The following is a 26,147-nucleotide window of genomic DNA, read 5'->3' as shown; positions in this document are numbered from 1 at the left end:
TATCGGCCACTCATCTAGAACAGGAAATATCGTTGAGCCATGGGCAGTTCGACCGCGGGCTGCTCCTGCCACACCTGCCCGTCGATCCGCACGGTGAAGGTGTCCGGATCGACCTCGATGCGGGGCATCGCATCGTTGAGGGGTAGGTCTGCCTTGCCCCGACCCCGGACGTTCCTTACCGGAACCAGCCTGCGCCGCAGACCGAGTCGGGCGGCAAGGTCGTCTTCGATGGCCGTAGGCGACACGAAATGCACAGCCAATCCGGCCGCGACGGTGGGATGGGCGCCGAACATGGGCCGCGGCAGCACCGGTTGCGGGGTGGGAATAGAGGCGTTGGCATCGCCCATCGCCGCCCAGGCGATCATGCCGCCCTTGAGCACCGCGTGCGGCCGCACTCCGAAGAACGCGGGTTCCCACAACACCAGGTCGGCGAGCTTGCCGACCTCGATAGACCCGAGTTCGTGGTCTATGCCGTGCGTAATAGCCGGGCAAATAGTGTATTTCGCGACGTACCGGCGTACCCGGTAGTTGTCGTTGCCTTTGGCGCCGGCGGTGTCGCCTTCAAGCGCACCGCGCCGCTTCTTCATTACATGGGCGGTCTGCCAGGTCCGCATCACCACCTCACCGATACGACCCATGGCCTGGCTGTCGCTGCCGATCATCGAGATGGCCCCGATGTCGTGCAGCAGGTCTTCCGCGGCGATGGTCGACGGCCGAATCCGGCTCTCGGCGAACGCCAAATCCTCAGGGACGGCTGAATTGAGGTGATGACACACCATCAACATGTCGAGGTGCTCATCGAGGGTGTTGACGGTGTGCGGCCGCGTCGGGTTGGTGGAGCTGGGCATGACGTTCGGATGGCTGGCCACCGTGATGATGTCGGGCGCGTGACCGCCGCCGGCTCCCTCGGTGTGGTATGCGTGGATGGCCCGGCCATTGATGGCCGCCAAAGTGTCCTCCACGAAACCCATTTCGTTGAGGGTGTCCGAGTGCAGAGCCACCTGCACGTCCGCCTCCTCGGCCACCCGCAAACACGCGTCGATGGCGGCCGGGGTGGTGCCCCAGTCCTCATGCAACTTGAATCCAGCTGCACCACCGCGCAATTGCTCCCACATGGAGGCCGGGTTGATGGTGTTTCCCTTGCCCAGCAACAGGATGTTCATCGGCCAGCCGTCGAGTGCCTGCAGCATGCGCCCCAGGTGCCAGGCGCCGGGCGTCACGGTGGTGGCTTTACTACCCTCCGCCGGCCCGGTGCCACCGCCGATCAGGGTGGTGATACCGCCGCCGATCGCCTCCTCCATCAGCTGTGGACAGATGAAGTGGACGTGACAGTCGATGCCACCGGCCGTCACGATCCGGCCGTTGCCAGCGATGATCTCGGTGGAAGGCCCGACCACCAGATCGGGATGTACACCGGACATGATGTCGGGGTTGCCGGCCTTACCGATCCCCACGATGCGTCCGTCGCGGATGCCGATGTCGGCCTTGATGATTCCCCAGTGGTCGATGATCACCGCACCGGTGATGACGGTGTCGGGTGCGCCGTCGGCGCGGGTCGCCCTCGACTGTCCCATCGACTCGCGCAGCACCTTGCCGCCGCCGAACACCGCCTCGTCGCCGGCGCGTTCGGGTCCGCCACTGCGGTCCTCGGTGATCTCGACGAACAGGTCGGTGTCGGCCAGCCGGATCCGGTCACCGGCGGTGGGGCCGAACAGAGCGGCGTACCGCGTCCGGGACAACGACGTCACGATGCATCCAACTTTCCGGGTGGGGTCAGTGACAGTCCGTACACCTCGCGGGTGCCGCCCAGCGGCACCAATGAAACCCGCTGGGCCACACCGGGTTCGAAGCGAACCGCAGTCCCGGCCGGGATGTCGAGACGGTGCCCGCGGGCGGCGGACCGGTCGAAGTCCAACGCGCCGTTGGCCTGCGGCAGGTGGACATGGCTGCCGACCTGCACCGGACGGTCACCGGTGTTGACCACGTCGAGGATCAGCCGCGGCGCACCGGCATTGAGCGCGATGTCGCCGTCGCCGAACACGATCTCCCCTGGCACGATCGATGCACGATCCGCCTTCGGCTTCTCGCTGGCCATCGATCAGGCGATCGGATGATGGACGGTGACCAGCTTGGTGCCGTCGGGGAAAGTGGCCTCCACCTGGACGTCGTCCAGCATCTCGGGCACACCCTCCATGACCTCCCCGCGGGTGAGTACTTCGCGTCCGCTCACCATCAACTCGGCGACCGTGCGGCCGTCACGCGCGCCTTCCAGCAGATGATCGGTGATCACCGCGACGGCCTCGGGATGGTTGAGCAGCAGGCCGCGAGCCTGTCTGCGCCGCGCCAGGTCTGCGGCATACGAGATGAGCAGGCGGTCCTGCTCATGCGGGGTCAAACGCATAGTGCGCGATATTGCCATGGCGAGCGGGTTTCGGCAGCGCTCGCTCGGCCTGCACGACCGGCGCCGGAAGCGCTACTCCGCGATGTTCTGCAGTCGCACCTGCCCGCGCGCCACGAGCTTGTCGTTGTCGTCGGTGATCGTGATCAGCCAGAGCTGCTGTCGGCGGCCTCGGTGGATCGGGGTGGAAACCGCTGTGACGGTGCCGGATCCGATGGCGCGCAGGAAATCGGTGTTGTTGTTGACCCCGACCACGGTGCCGCCGCCGTTCTCCGACAGCCAGATGTGGCCCGAGACGCTGGCCAGACTTTCGACGATCGAGCAGTACACGCCGCCGTGCACGATGCCCCAGGGCTGCAGCAGCTTGTCGTGAATCGTGAGCTGCGCGCGGCCGCCGTCGGGGGTGAGCTCGAGGTAGGTCAGGCCCAGTTCGGTGTCGAAGCCTTTGCCCAGACCTTCGGGGATTTCAGTGGTCACAGTCCTCGTGTCTACACGGGGTATTGAGATAAAGATGCGGGCGGGTCCCGCGTGTAAAACGCGGGACCCGCCCTCGAGCGGACCGGGGGTCTCTGCAGCCCTCAGGACTCCGGCGCGGTCCGTTAGTCTCGTATCTACATACTAGGCAAGGCTATCCTAATTAAGCAAGACCTTCCCCGCCCGGCCACTACCGCGGACCGGCAGACCGAAGCCGACCAGGGCATCGAGGACCGCTTGCCCGCGCCGCATGCTGACAACCTCACTCGTGCCGGCGAGCAGCGGGACCTGCGTGGCCGCGCCCACCACCGCCGCGCCCACCATGTGCCACATGGCCGCGACGGACATCGCGCCGTCACTGATGTCCACCAGTCGGATGAACAGGGGTTCGAGCGCGCGATGACTGCGATGAGCCACCCAGGTGGTCAGCGCCGCCTCACTGGGCAGCGCGACGATCCCGTCACGGCAGGCACTGGCGAACGGGGCCCGGCCGCAGCAATGGGGATCCTCCGGCAGACCGCGCAGGATCGGATCGACGACGCCGACCCAGTCGATCGCCCCTTCAGAGTCGACATGGACCCACAGGTTCTCCAAGCCGGTGTCCCAGGCGCGTCCCTCCAGAACCAGCAGCGGCACGACCCGGCCGATCACCACATGAATGAACGTGGCGGCCAACTGCTGGGCGACCGCGGCCCGGTTACCGGTCTCGGCCATCGCGGCATCGAACATGCCCTGCAACCGGTCGGCGGACAACGCCTCGGTCAGTGGCCACCACCGCCGCCGCGAGAGGTCACCCACCACGGCCACGCCGTAGACCCGCGGACACTCCGGATACAGCTCACGTAAACGCCGACTCGACTCGTGCAGCGGCAGCGTCCGCTCGATGGCCATACCCGCGATCAGCGGATCTTCGATCAAGACCGTCATGTCACCTCCGAAGGCTCCAGTTTGACTTAGGTTAGCCTTACTATAGTCACGTGAAGGATGAGAGCTACCCCCTGTGACTCGATTCACAACAGACCCCGGATATGGCGCTGACCTTGCGCTAACCCGACGTAGAACGCAGTCCGGGGTCCGACCTCGGATGCATACGACGCGCGGTAGTAAATGCGTAGTACGCTGGCTTTACTGCTCAGGAGAGTGAACGGAACATGGCCAAATTGACGCGTCTCGGGGAGCTTGAGCGCGAGGTGATGGATCACTTGTGGTCCGCACCCGAACCCCAAACAGTGCGCCAAGTCCATGAGGCGCTGGCCGCCCGCCGCGACTTGGCCTACACCACGATCATGACCGTGCTGCAACGACTGGCGAAGAAGAACCTCGTCGTGCAGCACCGTGATGACCGGGCGCACCGCTATGCGCCCACGCACGGCCGCGACGAGCTGGTCGCCGGCCTGATGGTCGACGCCCTCGACCAGGCCGCGGACTCCGGCAGCCGGCAGGCCGCGCTGGTTCATTTCGTGGAGCGAGTCGGCGTCGACGAGGCCCGGGCATTGCGTCGGGCACTCGCTGAACTGGAGAGCAAGCACCAGCTGCCCCCACCGGCTGGCAATTCGGGCCCCGCCTGAGAGAGACTTACGGCGTGTCCGCGCTGGCCTTCACTCTCGTCGCGCTGGCCCTCGTCGGGCCGGTACCGGCGGTGCTGGCGCGTGCGGCCTGGCCACTGCGCGCCCCGCGCGCGGCCATCGTGCTGTGGCAGTCGGTCGCACTGGCCGCTGTGCTGTCCGCTTTCTCGGCCGGTATCGCCATCGCGAGCCGGCTTTTCGTTCCGGGGCCGGACGGTCGGCCGACCGCCACGATCACCAGTGAGATCAAAGCCCTCGGCCTGCCGTTGTGGCTGCTCTACGTCGTGGTGTTCACCCTGACCCTGCTGATCGGTGGCCGGTTGTGTCTGGCCGTGATCCAGGTGGCGGTGGCTACCCGGCGCAGGCGCGCGCATCACCGCATGATGGTCGACCTGCTCAGCAAGTCCCGCGACGCGGTGCCGGCCCACCTGTGTACGGCGCACCGCCCGCTCGCCGGTGACGGTCTGCGCATCCTCGACGTCGCACAGCCACTCGCCTACTGCCTGCCCGGCGTCCGCAGCCGTGTCGTGGTGAGCGAGGGAACGCTCACCACGTTGTCCGACAACGAGGTTGCCGCGATCCTCACCCATGAACGGGCCCACCTGCGCGCCCGCCATGATCTGGTCCTGGAGATGTTCACCGCCGTGCACGCCGCATTCCCGCGGTTCGTCCGCAGTGCCAACGCGCTGGACGCGGTCCGGTTGCTGATCGAGCTGCTGGCCGACGACGCCGCGGTCCGGACGGCAGGCCCTACTCCCCTGGCCCGGGCGCTGGTCGCCTGCGCGAGTGGCCGCACCCCCTCGGGCGCACTGGCCGCCGGCGGACCGACCACCGTGATCCGGGTGCGACGCCTCGGCGGCAAGCCCAACAGCGTGGCCATGGCGGCCACGGCCTACCTGGCCGCGGCCGCCGTTCTGGTGGTGCCTACCGTCGCCGTCGCCGTTCCCTGGCTCACCGAGCTTCACCGCCTGTTCGCCGGGCTGGGATAAACCCCTGTCCAACAGGCGTTCTGACACAACAAAACAACGAAAGGCTGCGGCATGACGTCGTCGAGCACACCGTCCAGCACCACCGCTACCGCGCAGATCGGAGTCACCGGCCTGGCCGTGATGGGCTCCAATCTCGCCCGCAACTTCGCCCACCACGGCTATACCGTCGCGCTGCACAACCGGTCGATCGCCAAAACTGATGCACTGCTGGCCGAGCACGGCTCCGAGGGCAAGTTCGTGCGCAGCGAGACGATCGCGGAATTCCTTGACGCCCTGGAGAAGCCGCGCCGGGTGATCATCATGGTCAAGGCGGGCGACCCGACCGATGCGGTGATCAACGAGCTGGCCGACGCCATGGAGCCCGGCGACATCATCATCGACGGCGGCAACGCCCTCTACACCGACACCATCCGCCGGGAGAAGGCGATCCGCGAGCGCGGCCTGCACTTCGTCGGCGCGGGCATCTCGGGCGGCGAGGAAGGCGCGCTCAACGGCCCGTCGATCATGCCCGGCGGACCCGCCGAGTCCTACAAGTCGCTCGGCCCCCTGCTGGAGGAGATCTCCGCGCACGTCGACGGTGTGCCGTGCTGCACCCACATCGGCCCGGACGGTGCCGGACACTTCGTCAAGATGGTGCACAACGGCATCGAGTACTCCGACATGCAGCTGATCGGCGAGGCCTACCAACTGTTGCGCGACGGGCTCGGCCTGGAGGCGGCACAGATCGCCGACGTGTTCACCGAGTGGAACAAGGGCGACCTGGACAGCTACCTGGTGGAGATCACCGCCGAGGTGCTGCGTCAGGTGGATGCCAAGACCGGCAAGCCGCTGGTCGATGTGATCGTCGACGAGGCCGAACAGAAGGGCACCGGGCGCTGGACCGTGAAGTCCGCCCTCGATCTCGGCGTTCCCGTCACCGGCATCGCCGAGGCCGTGTTCGCCCGGGCACTGTCGGGTTCGGTGCCCCAGCGCAAGGCCACCACCGGTCTGGCCTCCGGCGACCTCGGCGCGAAGCCAAGCGACGCAGCGCAATTCATCGAGGATGTCCGAAAGGCGCTGTACGCCTCGAAGATCATCGCCTACGCCCAGGGCTTCAATCAGATCCAGGCCGGTTCGGCCGAGTACGGGTGGGGCATCACCCTGGGCGATATGGCCACCATCTGGCGCGGCGGCTGCATCATCCGGGCGAAGTTCCTCAACCGGATCAAGGAGGCGTACGACGACGATGCCGACCTGGCCACTCTGATCGCGGCGCCGTACTTCCGTGACGCGGTCGAGGCGGGCATCGACAGTTGGCGCCGGGTCGTGATCAAGGCCACCGAGTTGGGAATTCCCGTCCCGGGCTTCGCCTCGTCGCTGTCCTACTACGACGCGCTGCGCACCGAACGGTTGCCCGCGGCACTGACCCAGGGGCTGCGCGATTTCTTCGGCGCGCACACCTACGGGCGTACCGACGCCGAGCCCGGCCAGAAGTTCCACACGTTGTGGAGCGGCGACCGCAGCGAGGTTCAGGCCTAGATTCAGCGGCCCTGGCGGGAAAGCCCGCGCCACTAGACTCAAGGGCGTGAGGTTTCTGAACGGACACATCCCGCCGTACGACCTGACCTACAACGACGTCTTCGTCATCCCCGGCCGGTCCGAGGTGGCATCGCGGTTCGACGTCGACCTGTCCACCAACGACGGATCCGGCACCACCATCCCGGTGGTGGTGGCGAACATGACGGCGGTGGCGGGTCGGCGCATGGCCGAGACCATCGCGCGGCGCGGCGGCATCGTGGTGCTGCCGCAGGACCTGCCGAGCACCGTGGTGGCCGACACCGTGCAGTTCGTCAAGAGCCGCGATCTCGTGGTGGACACCCCCGTGACGCTGGGCCCCGACGACTCGGTGTCCGACGCCGCGGCGCTGCTGCACAAGCGTGCCCACGGGGCGGCGGTGGTGGTGTTCGAGGGGCGTCCGATCGGGCTGGTCACCGAGGCCGGCTGTGCCGGTGTGGACCGCTTCGCCCGCATCCGTGATGTCGCGGTGCCGGACTTCGTCAGCGCTCCGGTGGGCACCGATCCGCGAAAGGTGTTCGACCTCCTCGAGCACGCACCCATCGACCTGGCGGTGCTGACCGAGGCGGACGGCTCCCTGGCCGGCGTGCTGACCCGGACCGCCGCGGTGCGGGCCGGTATCTACACACCCGCCGTCGACACGGCCGGAAAGCTGCGCATCGCGGCAGCCGTCGGCATCAACGGCGACGTCGGGGCGAAAGCGCGCGCGCTGGCCGAGGCCGGCGCCGACCTGCTCGTCATCGACACGGCACACGGGCATCAACTCAAGATGCTCGACGCCATCAAGTCGGTGGCGTCGTTGAACCTCGGCCTACCGCTGGCGGCGGGCAACGTGGTGTCCGCAGAGGGCACCCGCGACCTCATCGAGGCCGGCGCCTCGATCGTCAAGGTAGGGGTGGGCCCGGGCGCCATGTGCACCACCCGGATGATGACCGGCGTGGGACGCCCGCAGTTCTCTGCGGTCGTCGAATGTGCAGCCGCAGCAAAGGAACTCGGCGCCCACGTGTGGGCTGACGGCGGGGTCCGGCATCCGCGCGACGTGGCGCTGGCACTGGCCGCGGGCGCCGCCAACGTGATGATCGGCTCCTGGTTCGCCGGCACCTATGAATCCCCCGGCGACCTGCTGCACGATCGGGAGGAACGGCCGTACAAGGAGAGTTACGGCATGGCCTCCAAACGTGCGGTGGCCGCCCGCACCGCCGGGGACAGCCCGTTCGACCGCGCCCGCAAGGCCCTGTTCGAAGAGGGCATCTCGTCCTCGCGGATGAGCCTCGACCCGGGGCGCGGCGGAGTCGAGGACCTGCTCGACCACATCACCTCAGGGGTGCGCAGCACCTGCACCTATGTCGGCGCAGGCAATCTCACCGAACTGCACGAGAAAGTCGTGCTGGGCGTCCAGTCGGCCGCCGGTTTCGCCGAGGGACATCCGCTGCCGACCGGATGGTGACCGCGATACTATTGAGGTTCGGAGTATGGCGTCGACGGCCGCGTATCGCCCGGTCGTCCGCCGTATCAGATCGAACGAAAGGGTTCACGTGCCGCAGGCACCCACCGAGGCCTCCGGTTCTGAACCGGCCTTCGGGGTGGAACACCAGTCACTTCTGAGCGCCGAAGCCGACGACCCCTCTCCTAGTCGGCCGGGCCCCCGGCCCGGCGTTCCTCTGGAGAGCTGATGGGCAGCTCAACGGACATAGTTTTCTCGTTGCTGTCGATCCTGGCGATCGTCCTCCTCACTCTCGGCACCGCGGTGTTCGTGGCCGCCGAGTTCTCCCTGACCGCACTGGAGCGCAGCACGGTCGAGGCCAACGCCCGCACCGGCGACCGCCGCGACCAACTGGTCCGCCGGGCGCACCGCACCCTGTCGTTCCAGCTCTCCGGAGCCCAGGTGGGCATCTCGATCACGACGCTGGCGACCGGTTACCTCGCCGAACCCGTGGTCGGCGAGCTCATCCGCCCCGGCCTGGACGCCCTCGGCGTACCACCCAACGTGGCGTCCGGTCTGGCCCTGTTCCTGGCCATCCTCATCGCGACGTCGCTGTCGATGGTGTTCGGCGAGCTCGTGCCCAAGAACCTGGCCGTGGCCCGCCCGGTCCCGACGGCACGCGCGGCTGCGCCGTTCCAGCTGCTGTTCTCGATGCTGTTCACGCCGGTCATCCGGCTGACCAACGGCACCGCCAACTGGATCGTGCGCCGCCTCGGCGTCGAGCCGGCCGAGGAACTGCGCTCGGCACGTTCGGCCCAGGAGCTGGCGTCGCTGGTCCGGAACTCGGCCCGCAGCGGATCTCTCGATCCCACCACCGCGCTGCTGGTGCACCGCTCGCTGCAGTTCGGTGAGCGCACCGCCGAGGAACTGATGACCCCACGCTCCAAGATCGAGGTGCTCGACGCAGGCGATTCGGTGTCCGACCTGATGGCCGTCGCGATCCGCACCGGCTATTCACGGTTCCCGATCGTCGAGGGTGATCTCGACGAGACGATCGGCGTCGTCCACGTCAAGCAGGTGTTCTCGGTTCCGCGCGAAGACCGGGACCGGACCCGGCTGGCCGCGCTGGCGCTGCCCGTGGCCACGGTGCCGTCCACCCTCGACGGCGATGCCGTGATGACCCAGATCCGGGCCAACGGTTTGCAGACCGCACTGGTGGTCGACGAATACGGCGGCACCGCGGGCATGGTGACGGTCGAGGACCTGATCGAGGAGATCGTCGGCGACGTGCGTGACGAGCATGACGACGCCACGCCCGACGTGGTGCCGGCCGGCGCCGGGTGGCAGGTGTCCGGGCTGCTGCGGATCGACGAGGTGGCGGCCGCCACCGGGTTCCGCGCCGCCGAGGGCGAATACGAAACCATCGGCGGTCTGGTGCTGCAGGAACTCGGTCACATACCGGAGACCGGCGAAGCCGTGGAGCTCACCGCGTTCGACCCGGACGGCGACCCGGACAAGCCGACTCGATGGCTGGCCACGGTGGTGCGGATGGACGGCCGCCGGATCGACCTGCTCGAACTGACCAGTCTCGGAGCCCGGGAGAACGAGCATGGGTGACATCCTCGGTGTGCTGCTGACGGTGCTGCTGCTGGCCGCCAACGCGTTCTTCGTGGCCGCGGAGTTCGCGCTGATCTCGGCCCGCCGCGACCGGCTGCAGGCGCTCGCCGAGCAGGGCAAGCGCAGTGCGGTGACCGTCATCAGGGCGGGCGAGCACCTGTCGCTGATGCTGGCCGGCTCCCAACTGGGCATCACGATCTGCTCGATCCTGCTGGGGCGGGTCGGCGAACCCGCCGTCGCTCATCTGCTGGAGAAACCCTTCGCGCTGATCGGCGTGCCCGACGCGGTTCTGCACACGGTCTCGTTCTTCATCGCGCTGGCTGTCGTGGTGACCCTGCACGTACTGCTCGGCGAGATGGTGCCGAAGAACATCGCCATCGCGGGGCCCGAGACTGCCGCGATGCTGCTGGTCCCGCCGTACCTGGTGTACATCCGGGCGGCCCGGCCGTTCATCGCCTTCTACAACTGGTGCGCCAACGCCACGCTGCGCGCGTTCCGGGTCGAACCGGTCGACGAGCTGGAATCGGCCGTCTCGACCGTCGAACTGTCGGAGATGATCGCCGAATCGGTGTCCGAAGGCCTGCTCGACACCGAGGAGCACGGTCGCCTGACGCGGGCCCTGCAAACGCGCACCCGTACGGTCAGCGATGTCGCGATGCCGCTGAACGAGATTCACGCCATCCGGGTCGCGGCCCCTGGGTCCGGGCCCACCGTGGGGGATGTGGAGCGGGCGCTGACCGACACCGGTTACTCGCGCTTCCCCGTCGCCGATTCCTTCGGGGAATTCATCGGGTACCTGCACATCAAGGATGTGTTGCCCCACATCAACGACCCCGATGCGGTGCTGGATCTGTCCATGGTGCGTCCGCTGCCGCGTGTTCCGGCCTCGTTGCCGTTGCCCGAAGCGCTGTCCCGGATGCGACGCAGCAACAGTCACCTCGGGCTGGTCGTCAACGAGGAGCACGGCGAGGACCAGGACGGCCCTGACGGTGCGAGCGACGCGCCTGCCCGCCCGGACGGGACCGTCACCGCGATGGTCGCGCTCGAGGACCTCGTCGAGGATCTGGTCGGCACGGTGCGCGACGGCACCCACCGCATCTGACCCGTCGGATCCTCCCTCGGGTGCATCGGTAGGCTCGAGCCGCATGGCGGCAGCGGGCCACCCAGTGGAGGAGACATGGAAGGACGCGTTGGATCTGACGCGGCCGGACTGACCCTGCCGGATGCCGCCGCGGTCGACGAGGTCCTGGCGGGCCCGGATTGGGCGGCCCGCGCAGAATCACACCGGCGCCGCGCCGACGACTTCCTCACACCACACGTGCGCCGCCGACACGCCGGTGAGCCGCACCCGGTATGGGATTTCCTGTTCACCTACTACAGCCTGCGACCCCGTCAGCTACGCCTGTGGCATCCCGGTTTCGGGGTGGTCCTCGCCGGCGGAGGGTCGGAGTCGTATCTGCGGCGCACGGGTTACGGCCCACATCCGCACGGTGTCACGGTGCGGGCCGACTACCTGCATTCCCGCATCGAGACGGTCCGCTTCGTGGCCCGGTTGATGCGTGCCACCGCGACGCGGGCGCCCCGGATGAACTGCTTCGGACTGCACGAGTGGGCCATGGTCTACCGGACTCCCCAGCTACGTCATGACCGGGTTCAGTTGCGCCTCGGCACCGCCGGAACCGATGCGGTCGTCGAGTCGATGCCCTTGCGGTGCAGCCACTTCGACGCCTTCCGTTTCTTCACCGAGGCTGCCGTCCCCCGCAACGACCGGCAACTGAGCCGGGAGCAACAGCTCGACACCGAGCAGCCCGGCTGCATCCACGCCGCCATGGACACCTACAAATGGGCGTACAAGCTGGGCCCTCTGGTGCCGTCGGAACTCGTGATGGACGCACTCGAACTGGCCGCCGACGCGCGGGCAGTCGATATGTGTGCCAGCCCATACGACTTGAGACGCTATGGTTTCGAGCCGATCGCCATCGAAACACCGGCCGGGCGTGCCGAATACGTCAGGGCCCAACAGCGCATCGCCGAACGGGCGGCGCCGTTGCGGATCACTCTGGCAAACCGGTGTGAGCTGTTGCTCACCAGGCTGGACGGCTGAAAGGCCGACGTTACCAATGGGTAAGCTGGATAAACGGCAGGCACCGCACGGTGCCTGGAGCCGAGGGAGGAAACGCGCATGACCAATCGCGTGACTGTCGGAAACCTGCGCGTGGCACAGGTGCTGCACGACTTCATCACCAACGAGGCACTGCCGGGCACCGGCGTCGACCCGGACAGCTTCTGGTCCGGTGTGGACAAGGTCGTCGCTGACCTCACCCCGAAGAATCAGGACCTGCTGGCCCGTCGCGACGATCTGCAGGCGCAGATCGACAAGTGGCACCGCGCTCATGTGCTCGAGCCGGTCGACCCCGAGGCCTACAAGCAGTTCCTCACCGATATCGGCTACCTGCTGCCGGAGCCCGCCGACTTCAGCATCACCACCTCAGGCGTCGACGACGAGATCACCTCGACCGCCGGCCCGCAGCTCGTGGTGCCGATCCTCAACGCCCGCTTCGCGCTCAACGCCGCCAATGCCCGGTGGGGCTCGCTGTACGACGCGCTGTACGGCACCGACGTCATCAGCGAAGACGACGGCGCGGAGAAGGGCACGGGCTATAACAAGGTTCGTGGCGACAAGGTGATCGCCTACGCCCGCAAGTTCCTCGACGAAGCGACGCCGCTGGCTGCCGGCTCCTGGTCCGAGGCCACCGGCCTGAAGATCGACGACGGCCAGCTGCTGGTCGAGTACGGCGACAACCTCTCGAGTGGCCTGGCCACCCCCGAACAGTTCGTCGGCTACACCGGCGAGCTGGGTCAGCCGCAGTGGTCGGTGCTGCTGGCCAACCACGGCCTGCACATCGAGATCCTCGTCGACCCCGACTCCCCCGTCGGCTCCACCGACGCCGCAGGCATCAAGGACGTCGTGCTGGAATCCGCGATCACCACGATCATGGACTTCGAGGACTCCGTGGCCGCCGTCGACGCCGACGACAAGGTGCTCGGCTACCGCAACTGGCTGGGCCTGAATCGCGGTGACCTGGCCGAGGAGGTCAGCAAGGGCGGCAAGAGCTTCACCCGCGTGCTCAACCCGGACCGCACCTTCACCACCCCGGACGGCGAGGGCGAGCTGACCCTGCCCGGGCGCAGCCTGCTGTTCGTGCGCAACGTCGGGCACCTGATGACCAACGACGCGATTGTGGACGCCGATGGGAACGAGATCCCCGAAGGCATCCAGGACGCGCTGTTCACGGGCCTGATCGCGATGCACGGGCTGAAGTCCACCGAAGAGAACGGCGAGCTGACCAACAGCCGCACCGGCTCGGTCTACATCGTCAAGCCCAAGATGCACGGCCCCGACGAGGTCGCGTTCACCTGTGAGCTGTTCGGCCGTGTCGAGGACGTGCTCGGCCTGCCCGAGTCCACCCTCAAGGTCGGCATCATGGACGAGGAGCGCCGCACCACGGTCAACCTGAAGGCAGCCATCAAGGCCGCCGCGGACCGTGTCGTGTTCATCAACACCGGCTTCCTGGACCGCACCGGCGACGAGATCCACACCTCGATGGAAGCCGGCCCGATGATCCGCAAGGGCGCCATGAAGGCCCAGCCGTGGATCAAGGCGTACGAGGACAACAACGTCGATGTCGGTCTGGCTACCGGACTGGCAGGCAAGGCCCAGATCGGCAAGGGCATGTGGGCCATGACCGAGCTGATGGCCGACATGGTCGAGCAGAAGATCGGCCAGCCCAAGGCCGGCGCCACCACCGCGTGGGTGCCCTCGCCGACGGCGGCCACCCTGCACGCGATGCACTACCACCAGGTGGATGTCGAAGCGGTGCAGAAGGAGCTGGCCGGCAAGAAGCGCGCCACCATCGAAGAGCTGCTGACCATCCCGCTGGCGGACTCCTCACTGACCTGGTCGCCCGAGGAGATCCACGAAGAGGTCGACAACAACTGCCAGTCGATCCTGGGTTACGTGGTCCGCTGGATCGACGCCGGCGTCGGCTGCTCGAAGGTGCCCGACATTCACGACGTCGCGCTGATGGAAGACCGCGCCACCCTGCGGATCTCCAGCCAGCTGCTGGCCAACTGGCTGCGTCACGGCGTCATCACCGAAGAGGACGTCAAGGCCAGCCTGCGCCGGATGGCCGCGGTCGTCGACGAGCAGAACGCCGGTGATCCCGACTACCTGCCGATGGCGCCCAACCCGGATGCCAGCATCGCGTTCGGCGCGGCACAGGAGCTGATCCTGTCCGGGGCAGCACAGCCCAACGGCTACACCGAGCCGATCCTGCACCGGCGCCGCCGCGAGTTCAAAGCGAGCACCGCCGGGAAGTGATTAGACTTCGGCGGGTCCGGATGACTAGTCGGCGCGAGACGTACAGGGGTTAGGAATGGGTAGGCACAGCATTCCCGACCCTGAGGATGCACCCGACGAGCCCGATCACGGGCACGTCGGGGACTCCGATTACCGGGACGATTACGACCGTCCCCGCGGCGAGCAGTCCCGGTACGCCGAAGATGACTTCGACACGCCCGGGCGTCAGCCCGATCGCGGGTATCGGGATGCACCTGCCTACCGGGACGAGCCGGGCTACCGGGACGACCGCGGTTATCGGGCCGAGCCCGAACCCGGGTACCGCGCACCGCAGTACGCCGACGGGGACGACGACTACGAATCGGACTACCACGACTCGGAGTACGCCGATTACGACGAAGCCGCGTTCGTAGACGAAGCAGAGTACGTAGAGGAAGACGGGTACGACGACGAGTACGTCGACGGCTACCGCGACCAGTATGCCGCCGACGACTACGACGCGGAGTATGCCGACGATCAGCCGACCGCCCAGTTCGGTGCGGTGGGCGGCGTCGATGATCCGCCGCCGCCGACCGGCCCGACGGGCCGCCAGCGTGGCGAGTGGGACGGTGAGTGGACCGGCAGCCACCGCGCCGTCGAGTCCGGGCGCCGGGGTGTCAGCGTCGGTGTGATCGTCGCACTGGTCACCGTCGTGGCCGTGGTCGGCGCGATGATCCTGTGGAAGTTCTTCGGTGACGTGCTCGCCGGCCGCAGCGACGCCGCAGCCGCACGCTGTGTCGACGGCGAACTCGGGGTCGCGGTGATCGCCGACCCGACCATCTCCTCCCGCATCGAGGGACTGGCCAACACGTACAACGAGTCGGTCAGCCCCGTGGGCGACCGCTGCGTGAAGGTGCGCGTGCAGTCCGCCGATTCTGACCGCGTGGTCAGTGGCTTCGCCAACGCGTGGCCCAGCGAGCTCGGTGACCGTCCGGCGCTGTGGATTCCGGCCAGCAGTATCGCCGAGGCTCGGCTGGAGGCGACCGCGGGCGCCAAGACTGTCAGCGACAGCCGGTCCCTGGTCACCTCGCCGGTGCTACTGGCGGTCCGGCCGCAACTCAAAGACGCCCTGGCACAACAGACCTGGGCCACCCTGCCCCAGCTGCAAAGCAGCCCGGCGGCGATGAACGCGCTCAAGCTGCCCGGTTGGGGCACGCTCAAACTTGCCCTGCCGACCCACAGCAACGGCGATGCCGCGTTGCTTGCCGCCGAGGCCGTCGCGGCGGCAACGGCTCCTTCGGGCGCGCCGGCGACGTCCGGTATGAGCGGCGTGAACAGCCTGTTCCACGGGCAGCCCAAACTCGACGACTCCGAGCTGGGCACCGCTCTGGACGCGTTGCTCAACGCCCCCGATGCGGCCACTGCACCGGTGCATGCGGTGGCGACCACCGAGCAGCAACTGTTCCAGCGAGCCACCTCGGTCGACAACGTCAAGTCCTCGTTGGCCGGCTGGCTGCCGCCCGGTCCCACGGCCACCGCCGACTATCCGACGGTGCTGCTGGCCGGCGACTGGCTGGAGAAGGAACAGGTCACCGCGGCCAGCGAATTCGCCCGCTATCTGCGCAAGCCTGAACAGCTCGCCGAATTGGCCAAGGCCGGTTTCCGCGCCGAGGGCACGTCGCCGCCGTCCAGCGATGTCACCAGTTTCAGCCAGCTCGCGGCACCGTTGTCGGTCGGCGACAACTCGATGCGGGTGACGCTGGCCAACGCCACGGCCACACCGTCGGGAAACCCCGCGGTCACGATCATGCTCGACCAGTCGATGCCGACCGAAGAGGGCGGCAAGTCGCGCCTGGCCAACGTCGTGGCCGCGCTAGACAGCCGGCTCAAGGCACTGCCCGATACCGCCGCGGTCGGCCTCTGGACCTTTGACGGCACCGAGGGTCGGTCGGAGATTTCGACCGGCCCCCTGGCCGAGCCGGTCAGCGGGCAGCGACGCTCCGATGCGCTGACCTCGACGCTCGACGGGCAGTCCGCCTCGGGTGGCGGCGCGGTGTCGTTCACCACGCTCCGCATGCTCTATACCGAAGCATTGTCGAAATACCGTGAGGGCCAGAGCAACTCGATCCTGTTGATCACCACCGGACCACACACCGATCAGAGTCTGGACGGGGCCGGGCTGCAGGACTACATCCGCGGCGCATTCGACCCGGCCCGTCCGATCGCGGTCAACGTGATCGACTTCGGCACCGGCTCGGACCGTGCCACGTGGGAGGCCGTCGCGCAGGCGACCAGCGGCACCTACCAGCATCTGTCCAGCTCGACCTCACCCGAACTGGCCAGCGCGGTCAACACCATGCTGGGTTGATCCGCACTACCGCACCCGCAGTACCTCACCCGTGACGCCGCGACGCGCCACTTTCTACCTCAGGGTTGTCCGGAGCAACCGGGCACAACCCTGAGGTGGAAATCGACGTATCAGGCGAACGCCTCGACCGGCGGGCAGGAGCACACGAGATTCCGGTCGCCGTAGGCACCGTCGATCCGACGCACCGGCGGCCACACCTTGGGACGGAACCCCTTGCCCAACGGGTAGGCGGCCTGCTCGCGGGTGTAGGGGTGATCCCACTCCGTCACCAGCAGGCACTCGGCGGTGTGCGGGGCGCCGCGCAACGGGTTGTCTTCCGCTGACCACTCCCCCGAGCCGACCCGGTCGATCTCGGCGCGGATGGCGATCATCGCGTCGCAGAACGCGTCGACCTCGGTCAGGCTCTCGCTCTCGGTCGGCTCGACCATCAACGTGCCTGCCACCGGGAAACTCATCGTCGGTGCGTGGAAACCGTAGTCCGCCAGACGCTTTGCCACATCATCCACGGTCACACCGGTGTCCTTGGTGATCCCGCGCAGGTCCAGGATGCACTCGTGGGCGACCATGCCGTTCTCCCCGGTGTAGAGCACCGGGTAGTACTCGTCGAGGCGGCGGGCCACATAGTTGGCCGACGCGATCGCGGTCAGGGTCGCTGCGCGCAGACCCGTGGCCCCCATCATCCGGATGTAGGCCCAGGTGATCGGCAGAATCGACGCGGACCCGTAGGGTGCCGCCGAGACGGTGTGCTCATCGGGCAGTTCGTCGGCCAGCGGATGGCCCGGCAGGAACGGCGCCAGATGCGAACGCACCGCGACCGGCCCGACCCCGGGGCCACCACCGCCGTGCGGGATGCAGAACGTCTTGTGCAGGTTCAGGTGACTGACGTCGCCGCCGAAGCGGCCCGGCCGGGCCAACCCGACCAGCGCGTTGAGGTTTGCGCCGTCCACGTAGACCTGGCCACCCACGTCGTGCACGGCCGCGCAGATGTCGGCGACATCGTGCTCGTACACCCCGTGCGTCGACGGATAGGTGATCATCAGCGCGGCAACACGATCCGCATGCTCGGCGATCTTCGCGCGGAGGTCGTCGAGGTCGACGTCACCGTTCTCCCGGCAGGCCACCACCACGACGCGCATGCCGGCCAGCGCCGCCGAGGCGGCGTTGGTGCCGTGCGCGCTCGACGGGATCAGGCAGAGGTCACGCTCGGTATCGCCGCGCGAGTCGTGATAGGCCTTGATCGCCAGCAGACCGGCGTACTCCCCCTGGGAACCGGCGTTGGGCTGCAACGAAATCTGGTCATAGCCGGTGATCCCGGTGAGCCAGTCCTGCAGATCGGCGATCACCTTGCGCAGGCCCGGGTTGTCCGATGCCGGCGCGAACGGGTGCTGACGGCCGAACTCGGGCCAGGTGATCGGCTCCATCTCGGCCGCCGCATTGAGTTTCATCGTGCAGGAACCCAACGGAATCATGCTGCGGTCCAAGGCAATATCCTTGTCCGCCAGCATCCGCAGGTACCGCATCATCTCGGTCTCGGTGCGGTAGGAGTTGAACGCCGAATGCGTGAGGAACTTGGAAGTTCTGGCGGTTCGCTCGACCTGATCGGCAGCGGCAGCGGCCGGCGCCAGCTCGAATGCCTCCAGGACCGCGGCCACATGCTCGTCGGTGGTCGCCTCGTCGCAGGACACCGACACGTGGTCGGCGTCGACGCGCCACAGGTTGATGCCCTTGGCCTTGGCCGCCGCGACCACCGCGTCGGCTCGTCCGGGAACCCGGGCCAGCACAGTGTCGAAGTACTTGTCGTGCACCAGCGCATCGCCGAGTGCGGCCGCGATCGCGGCGGCATGGCCCCGCACGCGGCGGGCGATCGCCGTCAACCCTTCGGCACCGTGGTAGCTGGCGTACATCGCGGCCATCACGGCCAACAGCACCTGCGCGGTACAGATGTTGCTGGTGGCCTTGTCCCGGCGGATGTGCTGCTCACGGGTCTGCAGCGCCAGCCGGTAGGCCGGCGACCCGTCCGCGTCGACAGAGACACCGACCAGCCGGCCCGGCAACTGCCGGGCATGCTTGGCGTGCACCGCCAGATAGCCGGCGTGCGGGCCGCCGAATCCCATTGGCACACCGAACCGTTGGCTGGTCCCGAAAGCGACGTCGGCCCCGATCTCGCCCGGCGGGGTAATCACCGTCATCGCGAGCAGGTCTGCGCCCACCGCCACCAGTCCGCCACGCTCATGCGCCTCGGCGATCAGCCCCGTCCAGTCGTCCACGCGGCCACTCGCTCCCGGCAGCTGCACGATGACGCCGAAGAACTCACCCTCGGGCAACCCCTGACGCAGGTCCGTGGTGACGATCTCGATGCCGAGCGGCTGCGCGCGCGTGGCCAGCACCGCCGCGGTCTGCGCGTAGACATCGGTGTCGACCAGCAGACGGTTCGTCTTGGATTTGGTCGCGCGGTGCATCAGGGTCATGGCCTCGGCCGCGGCGGTGCCTTCGTCGAGCATCGAGGCGTTGGCCACCTCAAGTCCGGTCAGGTCCGACACCATGGTTTGGAAGTTCAGCAGCACCTCGAGCCGGCCCTGGCTGATCTCGGGCTGATACGGGGTGTAGGCGGTGTACCACGCGGGGTTCTCAAGGATGTTGCGCCGCAGCACGGCGGGCGTGAACGTGTCGAAGTAGCCCTGCCCGATCATCGAGACCGCGGTCGTGTTGGAGTCGGCCAACGCGCGCAACTCGGCTAGGGACTGCTCCTCGGTGGCCGGCGCGGGCAGAGCTTCGAGACCCGGGGCCACCCCATCGGCCGCCAGCGCGTCGAGAATGCCTGCGGGCAGCGCCTTGGCGGCGAGCTCGTCGAGGGATGCCACGCCGATCACGTCGAGCATGGCAGCAACGGCGGAGGCGTCTGGGCCGATGTGACGATCGGAGAAACGCGATTGATGCTGGTCGGACACGACACTCTCCTGAGGCGCAGACGTACTCGGACGTCGTAGCAGTCCCTCTCCCTCTGTCGTCGACCCGGTCCGGGTGCCTGAGAGATTCAGCCCCGGTACAGGACTTTTCCCCATGGGCGGGTACCCAGCGGGTACCACTTTCCAGAGGCATCGGGGCCTGGCGCGGTCCTGGGTGCCTGAGAGGTTGACGGAGAGGTATTGCTCCTTCGGCGTCCGTGGCTGGCTGTCACGAAACTCTCCCGCACGAGGGCGATGCGTCGGCAATTCTACCGGCAGCGCACCGGTGTCGGCGACCAGACGCGAACGTACCCCTCGACGCCGGTCGAGGGGTACCTAAGTGACGGTGCGCGGGGGTGGCTCAGCCGATCTTGCGGTCGCGGCTTTTGCGCCGCGACGCCAGCTCATCCTCGGGTGACGCGATGGACTCACCGCCATCGGCACGCTCACCCGGGAAATCGGCGATGGTGCCGGTCAGCTCACGCATGGCGCCGGACACCGCGATGCCGAACACGCCCTGGCCGCCCTGCAGCAGATCCACGACCTCTTCGGCCGACGTGCATTCGTAGACCGTGGTGCCGTCGGAGAACAGGGTGATGTTGGCCAGATCCTGCACGCCACGCTGGCGCAGGTGATCGACCGCAACCCGAATGTTGTGCAACGAGATGCCGGTGTCCAGCAACCGCTTGACGATCTTGAGGACCAGGACGTCCTTGAACGAGTACAGACGCTGGCTGCCCGAGCCCGCGGCGCCCCGGATGGATGGGACCACCAGGGAGGTACGTGCCCAGTAGTCCAGCTGCCGGTAGGTGATACCGGCGATCTGGCAGGCGCTGGGCCCGCGGTAACCGACCAGTTCGTCAGGCACCGAATCATCGGGGAACAGCCCGCCCTGCACGGGTTCGCCAGCTGGCCTGACAGGCGGCTCCGCGCCGCTCCCGGTGGTCAGATCCAGTTCTTCCTGCCGTGGCGTGTCACCCACTGTGAATCCTCTCGCCGTTCGAACTCGCCCGCGTTATCCCGCAGCGACTTGTGCCTCGACGGTTTGCTGTGAGCTCGAATGTGTCGAGCATACGCTTCCCGTCGGGCCCTGATTGCCCGCTGTGAAGAAAGTATGGCGTCCGAATTCCCGCCCGATTGTCTCCCGCGCCGCGTGTCGACACCGGTATACCCACTTGAGATGTACCCGTGACCTGCAAGGCGCGGGCGACGCTCATGTCGCCTTGAAGTCGTCCGGCGAAACGCTGTCGAGGAACTCCTTGAACTTCTCGACCTCGTCCTCACGGACGGTGCCCGCAGCCTCTTCGTCGTTCTCGTCGGGAATCAGCAGGCCGGCCTCGGCCAGCACCGCCTCCTCCACGTAGATCGGCACGCCGACGCGCAGAGCGATCGCCACCGAGTCCGAGGGGCGGGCCGACACCGTGATGTCGCGGTCGAAGATCAGGTCGGCGTAGAACGTGCCTTCCTGCAGGTCGACGATCCGCACCTCTTTGAGTGAATGCCCAAGGGCGGCAATGACATCTCGGATCAGGTCGTGAGTGAGTGGCCGGGCGGGCTCGACGCCCTGCTGTTCCAGCGCGATCGCGGCGGCCTCCGACTGCCCGATCCAGATCGGGAGATAGCGGTCACCGTTGGATTCCCGCAACAGCAACACGGGCTGGTTCTGCGGCTGTTCCACCCGAATGCCGACCACGCGAACCTCAGCCATCTGTGCCTGCCCTCCGCACCGCCGTGCCGTTTCGTCGAATCTTCGTCCTTCGCCAGTTCGCCTCAGGGGTCCCGACTTAGACGAACTGGCCGTCGAAACGAGTCTAGTCCTCAGCGATCCAGAACGTCGCGTACGGCGGACTTGATCAGCGACGTGTGCAGAGTGATCACCAGGGCTGCCACTTCACGGGCCAGGTCATCGGCCCGGTCCCGCGCGCCGGCCTTGCCCGCCTTGCCCACCGGGCCGGCGATCTGGGCGATCAGGTCGGATTGCCGGTCAGCCGCGGAGCGAAATGCCCGCAGGTGCCTGGGCTCGACGCCGTAGTCACCCAGGGCGCGTGCGCACTGCGCGATCACCACGGAATGCTCGTCGAAAAACCCAGCGGGCCCGGCGGTGATGATGCCGTTGCGAACCAACGCCCCCAGCATCTCCTCGTCGATGCCCGACCGGGTCAACAGGTCTTCACGGGAGAGCCGGACCTGGGTCGGCGCCACCGCCGACAAGCCGGCGGCGCCGTCCACTCCGTCGCCCCCACTCTCAGACACCCCGACGAGACGGGGCACCCCGTAGGCCGATCCGGCCTCCGGCAGTTCACCGTCGGGCTGGGCGTCCAACTGAGCCTTGATCACCTTCAACGGCAGGTACTGGTCACGCTGAGCGGTCAGGATGAACCGCAACCGCGCACAGTCGTATGCAGTGAACCGCCGGTACCCCGACGCGGTGCGCTGCGGCGTGACCAGTCCCTCGGCCTCGAGGAACCGGATCTTGGAGATGCTGACATCCGGAAAGTCGCCCCGCAGCAGGTCCAGCACTGCGCCGATCGACATCCCGGCCAGCGCAGGTCTGTCGGGGGCAGTCATCGGCTAGCTGGTGGGGCCGCTGTCGTCGTCAGACCGGGGGCCGGTGAGGAACACCAGGCGGAACTTCCCGATCTGCACTTCGTCGCCGTTGGCGAGGACGGCCGAATCGACCGGCTCGCGGTTGACGTACGTGCCGTTGAGGCTGCCGACATCGACAACCTGGAACTCACCGCTCTCCAACCGGAACTCGGCGTGTCGACGACTCACCGTGACGTCATCGAGAAAAATGTCGCTGTCCGGGTGCCGCCCGGCCGACGTGGTCGGCTGATCGAGCAGGAAACGCGATCCGGCGTTCGGTCCACGCTTGACGACCAGCAATGCCGAACCCGCGGGCAGGCCCTCGACGCCGGAGACGGCGCCTTCGGTACCGGCCGTTGCGGGCGCATCCAGTTCGTTCAAAAAGTCCGCGCGGAAAACCGATGTGGTTTCCACCGTCACGTCTTCCGACTGGTCGGCCCCCAAATTGCTGTCCTTGTCCGTCACCCGCTGCTCCTCACTGGCTGCTGTGGCGTTGGCCGGCGCGGCCCCAGCCCATCGTCGGTCTCACGTCGACCGTACCGCGCATCAGGCATCGTTGTGTCCACCACCGCCGGATCCGATGGGGAAGATATCTGCGCGCCGGGTACGGCCGAACCGGTCTCGGCGACCGGCCTTCGAAACCCTAACAATTACTCACTCGGTCACGGCGGCGCGGTAGCCGTCCGCGTCGAGCAAACCGGCCAGGGCGTCCTCGAGCGTGCCTTCCTCGAGCCGCAGATCGACCAGCCAGCCTTCGCCGTAGGGGTCGGAGTTGACCAGCTGAGGACTGCCGTCCAGATCACCGTTGACCGCAACGACTTTCGCCGCGACGGGAGCGTAGAGATCCGACACCGACTTGGTGGATTCGACCTCACCGAAGGCATCGCCTGCAGCCAGCTGGGCACCGACGTCGGGCAGTTGGACGAACACCACATCGCCGAGGGCGGACTGTGCGTAGTCGGTGATGCCGACGCGCACCGTGTCGTCACCGGTGCGCTGTACCCACTCGTGCTCCGAGGTGTAGTAGAGGTCGGCTGGGATGTCGCTCACGGCGCTCCTTATGGTCGGGCGGTTGGTGTTGCTGTGCTCACTTGACGGGCTGAGCGTATTGGCGTGGTTTCGGTTGTCGCAAGGCGGTGACGTCGACACGCTCGGCTTGTTGTATCACCATCGTGCCGCCGACACGCTTGACACTGTCCATTGCCCCGCCGGGAATGTTCATCGCGGCGGCCAGGGTCGGCGGGTCCCCTATGGCCAGAACCGAATACGGCGGCCGCAGGGTCACCTCGTCGACGGTGAGCGCCCCGGGCGTGCCGACGATCCAGGTGTCGATGCCGACCCGAACGGCGGCCTGCTGATCGCCACCGCGGATCTCGAGGGCCTCGGCGCCCGCGGCGCGCAACTCGTTGATCACATCGAGCATGGTCTCGGCGGGAACGCCGGGCGCATTGTCTTCTATGGTGAGCGTCACGCCGGGTCCCGTGGCGCCCACCGTGCCGATCTGGATGGACAGGGCCTCCAGCCGGGACTGGGCGTTCTCGATCGCGGCCTGGTCACTGCTGCCCGAGGCCTGCAGCTGCTGCAGTGTCCGCTGCAGGTCGGCCACCTCGGTGTTGAGCGAGCCCTCACGTTGCTGCAGGGAGTCGAGCAGCACCAGCAGATCCGCCGGGCGCGCGGTCTCCAGCGAATCCCCTGACTCGTTCTGGCGGACCTGCGTGACGATCGCCATGCCCAGCAGGATGCACAGCAACACGCCGAGCGCGCCGAACACCAGCTGCGAACGGCTGCGGCGCACGATCCGCAGATTCCGGAACCGGCGCGGCGAGACATCGGCGGGCATCTCGTGGCGGCCGTGGTGCTCGGCCTCGGGCTGCGGCTCGGGCCGGTCCGGCTCAGCGGGCTCAGTCGGCTCAGCGGGCTCAGTCGGCTCGGTCGGCTCAGCCGGGTGGTCCTCGGTCGGCTCGGCCGGGTCTTTCTTGGGTGGGGGCTCGGCGTCGCTCATGTCACGCACCGAACAACCTGCGCCGCAATGCGGCGGCATTGCCGAAGATCCGGATGCCGAGGACCACGATGATCGCCGTCGACAGCTGGGTACCGACGCCGAGCTGATCACCGACATACACGATCAACGCCGCCACCAACACGTTGAACACGAACGAGACCACGAACACCTTGGCGTCGAATATGCGCTCCAGGTAGGCGCGCAACCCACCGAACACCGCATCCAACGCCGCCACGACGGCGATGGGCAGGTACGGCTCGACGAAGTCGGGAACGCTGGGGTGGAACACCAACCCGAGCACGATCCCGACGACCAGTGCGACGATCCCGATCATCTAGCGGTCCATCCTGTGCACCTCAGGCCTATCCAATCTGTTTGGCGAAGTTGACATCTCGCACCGACACCGCGGGCACGGTCAGGCCGTCACCCGCACTCACGTTCACCCCTACCCCGTAGGAAGTCTCCAACAACCGGAGCCGCTGCAGACCCGGGGTGCGGTCGAAAGCGTCGGCCATCCCCTTCGGCGGTCCGATGGCCACAATGGCATACGGACTGGTGATCGGCTGGTTGTCGACCAGAATCCCGCCTCCCGCCTGACGGATCGTCACCCCGGCGCCGACCCGCACGCCGCCGACCGAAACCGCCTCTGCGCCACTGGCCCACAGCGAATTCACCACCAGCTGCAGGTCCCGGTCCAGGATGATCTGCTGCCCACCGGCAACCCGCTGTTTCGACACGTCGCTGAGGTCCTTGGACAGCCCGGGATCGGTGACCGTGACGGTCAACCCGGGACCGATCATCGGGATGGCGGCCGCTTCGATGTTGGCGGTGTCCAGACTGCCGAGCAGATGCTGGCCGTTCTCGTCCATGCCGAGTCTGCTGCGTCGCTCGGCGTCCACCTGATCGACGAGTGCATCGCGTTCGGAACTGGCCTTGTCGGCACCGAGCTGCGCCGCCCGCACCCGCCCGGCCAGGGTGTGCTGGGCTTCGCGGGCCGCGGGCGCCGCGGTCTGGGCCTGGCCGGCCGCCACCGCGAACACTGTCGCGATCGCCCCCACACCTACCACCAACCACGCGAAATCCCGGATTCGCCGGTGCGGCCTCCCGCCGGTCTCACGGGCCGCCGCGGCGGCGGCGTAGCCCGGGTCGAGGTGCTCCGAGAGCAACGACCGCAGCAGTGAGGGCAGCGGGATCCGCTTGGGCGCGTGGGCCTCGTGGTCGTTGAGTCCTGCCCCCGACTCGTAGCCGCCCAGCGTGCTCATGATCTGACGGGGAGTTGTCGCACCACCATGCCCACCTGAACCAGGTACAGCACGGCCGACCACAGGTAGAGCGCCACACCCCACAGCAGGAAGGCCCATCCGCAGGCCAGTGCCACCCGGCTCCACGTCGCATCCCACTGACCGAGCAGCACCCACGGGAATCCGGACATCAGCGCAAAGGTGGCGGCCTTACCCAGATACGTCACCGGCAGCGCGGTCAGCCCACGCCTACGCAGGAGCGGCAACGTCGCGGCGAGCACCACGTCGCGTCCGAGCAGGGTCAGCACCACCCACCACGGCACCACGCCGTACAGCGCGAGGGCGACCGGCACGGTGATCATGTAGATCCGGTCGACGAAGGGGTCGAGTAGTTCGCCGAGCCGCGACGACTGATTGTCGACGAGGCGCGCGATCTTGCCGTCGGCCCAGTCGGAGAAGCCGCTGAACATCAGGATCGCCACGGCCCAGCCGTTGGCGTGAGCACCGAACAGCAGCCACAGGAATACCGGCACCAACACGAGGCGCAGCGCACTGAGCGCGTTGGGCACCGTGAGCACCCGGTCGCGTCCGGCATCCGGCGCCGGAGCGCTCCTGCCCTCAGGAGCAGGCGCGTGGTCCATGTCTA

At 67.6% G+C, this 26,147-nt stretch carries 24 protein-coding genes and 1 riboswitch; of the genes, 9 read left to right on the top strand and 15 right to left on the bottom strand.

Annotated features, from left to right (window positions below; all coding sequences use genetic code 11):
* Positions 1–14: 14 nt before the first annotated feature.
* The 5 genes from AC4LGL_RS23615 to AC4LGL_RS23595 all read right to left on the bottom strand — a co-directional run bounded on the left by AC4LGL_RS23615 (position 15) and on the right by AC4LGL_RS23595 (position 3,799).
* Positions 15–1,748 carry an urease subunit alpha gene (locus AC4LGL_RS23615; protein WP_491840881.1) on the bottom strand — a complete coding sequence of 578 codons (1,734 nt, stop codon included), beginning with the start codon at positions 1,746–1,748 and terminating at the stop codon, positions 15–17.
* A complete protein-coding gene (locus AC4LGL_RS23610; protein ID WP_491840982.1) occupies positions 1,745–2,059 on the bottom strand; it encodes an urease subunit beta in 315 nt (104 codons plus the stop codon). The genes AC4LGL_RS23615 and AC4LGL_RS23610 overlap by 4 nt, the downstream gene beginning before the upstream one ends.
* A 39-nt stretch (positions 2,060–2,098) precedes the next feature.
* On the bottom strand, positions 2,099–2,401 hold the full coding sequence (locus AC4LGL_RS23605; RefSeq protein ID WP_491840880.1) for an urease subunit gamma: 303 nt from the start codon (positions 2,399–2,401) through the stop codon (positions 2,099–2,101).
* Between the two features lie 72 nt (positions 2,402–2,473).
* Positions 2,474–2,875, bottom strand: a complete 402-nt coding sequence (locus AC4LGL_RS23600; protein WP_491840879.1) for a PaaI family thioesterase — start codon at positions 2,873–2,875, stop codon at positions 2,474–2,476.
* A 156-nt stretch (positions 2,876–3,031) separates the two neighbouring features.
* Complete coding sequence (locus AC4LGL_RS23595; RefSeq protein WP_491840878.1) at positions 3,032–3,799, bottom strand: iron reductase; 768 nt, start codon at positions 3,797–3,799, stop codon at positions 3,032–3,034.
* 224 nt (positions 3,800–4,023) lie between these two features.
* Between AC4LGL_RS23595 and AC4LGL_RS23590 the strand changes: the two genes are divergently transcribed.
* The 9 genes from AC4LGL_RS23590 to AC4LGL_RS23550 all read left to right on the top strand — a co-directional run bounded on the left by AC4LGL_RS23590 (position 4,024) and on the right by AC4LGL_RS23550 (position 16,727).
* Positions 4,024–4,440, top strand: a complete 417-nt coding sequence (locus AC4LGL_RS23590; protein ID WP_055114525.1) for a BlaI/MecI/CopY family transcriptional regulator — start codon at positions 4,024–4,026, stop codon at positions 4,438–4,440.
* A 14-nt stretch (positions 4,441–4,454) separates the two neighbouring features.
* Positions 4,455–5,426 (top strand): M56 family metallopeptidase, encoded by a 972-nt coding sequence (locus AC4LGL_RS23585; RefSeq protein WP_491840877.1) that lies wholly within the window; start codon positions 4,455–4,457, stop codon positions 5,424–5,426.
* Between the two features lie 51 nt (positions 5,427–5,477).
* A complete protein-coding gene (gene gnd, locus AC4LGL_RS23580) occupies positions 5,478–6,944 on the top strand; it encodes an NADP-dependent phosphogluconate dehydrogenase (protein WP_491840876.1) in 1,467 nt (488 codons plus the stop codon).
* 46 nt (positions 6,945–6,990) lie between these two features.
* Positions 6,991–8,427 carry a GuaB1 family IMP dehydrogenase-related protein gene (locus AC4LGL_RS23575; RefSeq protein ID WP_491840875.1) on the top strand — a complete coding sequence of 479 codons (1,437 nt, stop codon included), beginning with the start codon at positions 6,991–6,993 and terminating at the stop codon, positions 8,425–8,427.
* A 225-nt stretch (positions 8,428–8,652) separates the two neighbouring features.
* Positions 8,653–10,020, top strand: a complete 1,368-nt coding sequence (locus AC4LGL_RS23570) for a hemolysin family protein (RefSeq protein WP_491840874.1) — start codon at positions 8,653–8,655, stop codon at positions 10,018–10,020.
* On the top strand, positions 10,013–11,122 hold the full coding sequence (locus AC4LGL_RS23565) for a hemolysin family protein (RefSeq protein WP_491840873.1): 1,110 nt from the start codon (positions 10,013–10,015) through the stop codon (positions 11,120–11,122). Before AC4LGL_RS23570 ends, AC4LGL_RS23565 begins: the two co-directional genes overlap by 8 nt.
* 75 nt (positions 11,123–11,197) lie before the next feature.
* Entirely contained in the window at positions 11,198–12,124 is a 927-nt protein-coding gene (locus AC4LGL_RS23560; RefSeq protein ID WP_491840872.1) for a 3-methyladenine DNA glycosylase, read from the top strand.
* Positions 12,125–12,202: 78 nt separating this feature from the next.
* Entirely contained in the window at positions 12,203–14,401 is a 2,199-nt protein-coding gene (locus tag AC4LGL_RS23555; protein ID WP_491840871.1) for a malate synthase G, read from the top strand.
* Positions 14,402–14,456: 55 nt separating this feature from the next.
* Positions 14,457–16,727, top strand: a complete 2,271-nt coding sequence (locus AC4LGL_RS23550) for a substrate-binding domain-containing protein (RefSeq protein ID WP_491840870.1) — start codon at positions 14,457–14,459, stop codon at positions 16,725–16,727.
* 110 nt (positions 16,728–16,837) lie between these two features.
* On the opposite strand, the gene gcvP is transcribed toward AC4LGL_RS23550, so the two are convergent.
* The 10 genes from gcvP to AC4LGL_RS23500 all read right to left on the bottom strand — a co-directional run bounded on the left by gcvP (position 16,838) and on the right by AC4LGL_RS23500 (position 26,142).
* Positions 16,838–19,675 carry an aminomethyl-transferring glycine dehydrogenase gene (gene gcvP / locus AC4LGL_RS23545; RefSeq protein WP_491840869.1) on the bottom strand — a complete coding sequence of 946 codons (2,838 nt, stop codon included), beginning with the start codon at positions 19,673–19,675 and terminating at the stop codon, positions 16,838–16,840.
* 153 nt (positions 19,676–19,828) lie between these two features.
* Positions 19,829–19,927, bottom strand: a riboswitch (glycine riboswitch).
* 106 nt (positions 19,928–20,033) lie between these two features.
* Positions 20,034–20,654: a MerR family transcriptional regulator gene (locus tag AC4LGL_RS23540; RefSeq protein WP_036387126.1), complete on the bottom strand. Its 621-nt coding sequence runs from the start codon at positions 20,652–20,654 to the stop codon at positions 20,034–20,036.
* A gap of 231 nt (positions 20,655–20,885) precedes the next feature.
* On the bottom strand, positions 20,886–21,380 hold the full coding sequence (locus AC4LGL_RS23535) for a bifunctional nuclease family protein (protein WP_055114544.1): 495 nt from the start codon (positions 21,378–21,380) through the stop codon (positions 20,886–20,888).
* A 110-nt stretch (positions 21,381–21,490) separates the two neighbouring features.
* Complete coding sequence (ftsR, locus tag AC4LGL_RS23530; RefSeq protein WP_491840868.1) at positions 21,491–22,240, bottom strand: transcriptional regulator FtsR; 750 nt, start codon at positions 22,238–22,240, stop codon at positions 21,491–21,493.
* A 3-nt stretch (positions 22,241–22,243) separates the two neighbouring features.
* Positions 22,244–22,723: a glycogen accumulation regulator GarA gene (gene garA / locus AC4LGL_RS23525; protein ID WP_055114548.1), complete on the bottom strand. Its 480-nt coding sequence runs from the start codon at positions 22,721–22,723 to the stop codon at positions 22,244–22,246.
* Positions 22,724–22,912: 189 nt separating this feature from the next.
* Positions 22,913–23,308, bottom strand: a complete 396-nt coding sequence (gene gcvH / locus AC4LGL_RS23520; RefSeq protein WP_055114551.1) for a glycine cleavage system protein GcvH — start codon at positions 23,306–23,308, stop codon at positions 22,913–22,915.
* A gap of 37 nt (positions 23,309–23,345) precedes the next feature.
* Positions 23,346–24,098: a DUF881 domain-containing protein gene (locus AC4LGL_RS23515; protein WP_491840981.1), complete on the bottom strand. Its 753-nt coding sequence runs from the start codon at positions 24,096–24,098 to the stop codon at positions 23,346–23,348.
* Between the two features lie 163 nt (positions 24,099–24,261).
* Positions 24,262–24,594, bottom strand: coding sequence for a small basic family protein (locus AC4LGL_RS23510; protein ID WP_036449743.1), 333 nt, complete (start codon positions 24,592–24,594; stop codon positions 24,262–24,264).
* 28 nt (positions 24,595–24,622) lie between these two features.
* Positions 24,623–25,522: a DUF881 domain-containing protein gene (locus tag AC4LGL_RS23505; RefSeq protein WP_491840867.1), complete on the bottom strand. Its 900-nt coding sequence runs from the start codon at positions 25,520–25,522 to the stop codon at positions 24,623–24,625.
* On the bottom strand, positions 25,519–26,142 hold the full coding sequence (locus AC4LGL_RS23500; protein WP_491840866.1) for a CDP-alcohol phosphatidyltransferase family protein: 624 nt from the start codon (positions 26,140–26,142) through the stop codon (positions 25,519–25,521). Before AC4LGL_RS23500 ends, AC4LGL_RS23505 begins: the two co-directional genes overlap by 4 nt.
* Between the last annotated feature and the right edge of the window lie 5 nt (positions 26,143–26,147).

The organism is Mycolicibacterium arcueilense (assembly GCF_058536225.1).
Note: the sequence above shows the minus strand (reverse complement) of the source record. Positions and strands in the feature narration are given on the sequence as shown.

Excerpts from the sequence above, each read along its gene's own strand:
- AC4LGL_RS23605 (WP_491840880.1), bottom strand. The coding sequence starts at position 2,401 with ATGCGTTTGACCCCGCATGAGCAGGACCGCCTGCTCATCTCGTATGCC.
- AC4LGL_RS23595 (WP_491840878.1), bottom strand. The coding sequence starts at position 3,799 with ATGACGGTCTTGATCGAAGATCCGCTGATCGCGGGTATGGCCATCGAG.
- AC4LGL_RS23590 (WP_055114525.1), top strand. The coding sequence starts at position 4,024 with ATGGCCAAATTGACGCGTCTCGGGGAGCTTGAGCGCGAGGTGATGGAT.
- gnd (WP_491840876.1), top strand. The coding sequence starts at position 5,478 with ATGACGTCGTCGAGCACACCGTCCAGCACCACCGCTACCGCGCAGATC.
- AC4LGL_RS23570 (WP_491840874.1), top strand. The coding sequence starts at position 8,653 with ATGGGCAGCTCAACGGACATAGTTTTCTCGTTGCTGTCGATCCTGGCG.
- AC4LGL_RS23565 (WP_491840873.1), top strand. The coding sequence starts at position 10,013 with ATGGGTGACATCCTCGGTGTGCTGCTGACGGTGCTGCTGCTGGCCGCC.
- AC4LGL_RS23560 (WP_491840872.1), top strand. The coding sequence starts at position 11,198 with ATGGAAGGACGCGTTGGATCTGACGCGGCCGGACTGACCCTGCCGGAT.
- AC4LGL_RS23555 (WP_491840871.1), top strand. The coding sequence starts at position 12,203 with ATGACCAATCGCGTGACTGTCGGAAACCTGCGCGTGGCACAGGTGCTG.
- AC4LGL_RS23550 (WP_491840870.1), top strand. The coding sequence starts at position 14,457 with ATGGGTAGGCACAGCATTCCCGACCCTGAGGATGCACCCGACGAGCCC.
- AC4LGL_RS23535 (WP_055114544.1), bottom strand. The coding sequence starts at position 21,380 with ATGGCTGAGGTTCGCGTGGTCGGCATTCGGGTGGAACAGCCGCAGAAC.
- ftsR (WP_491840868.1), bottom strand. The coding sequence starts at position 22,240 with ATGACTGCCCCCGACAGACCTGCGCTGGCCGGGATGTCGATCGGCGCA.
- AC4LGL_RS23515 (WP_491840981.1), bottom strand. The coding sequence starts at position 24,098 with ATGCCCGCCGATGTCTCGCCGCGCCGGTTCCGGAATCTGCGGATCGTG.
- AC4LGL_RS23510 (WP_036449743.1), bottom strand. The coding sequence starts at position 24,594 with ATGATCGGGATCGTCGCACTGGTCGTCGGGATCGTGCTCGGGTTGGTG.
- AC4LGL_RS23505 (WP_491840867.1), bottom strand. The coding sequence starts at position 25,522 with ATGAGCACGCTGGGCGGCTACGAGTCGGGGGCAGGACTCAACGACCAC.
- AC4LGL_RS23500 (WP_491840866.1), bottom strand. The coding sequence starts at position 26,142 with ATGGACCACGCGCCTGCTCCTGAGGGCAGGAGCGCTCCGGCGCCGGAT.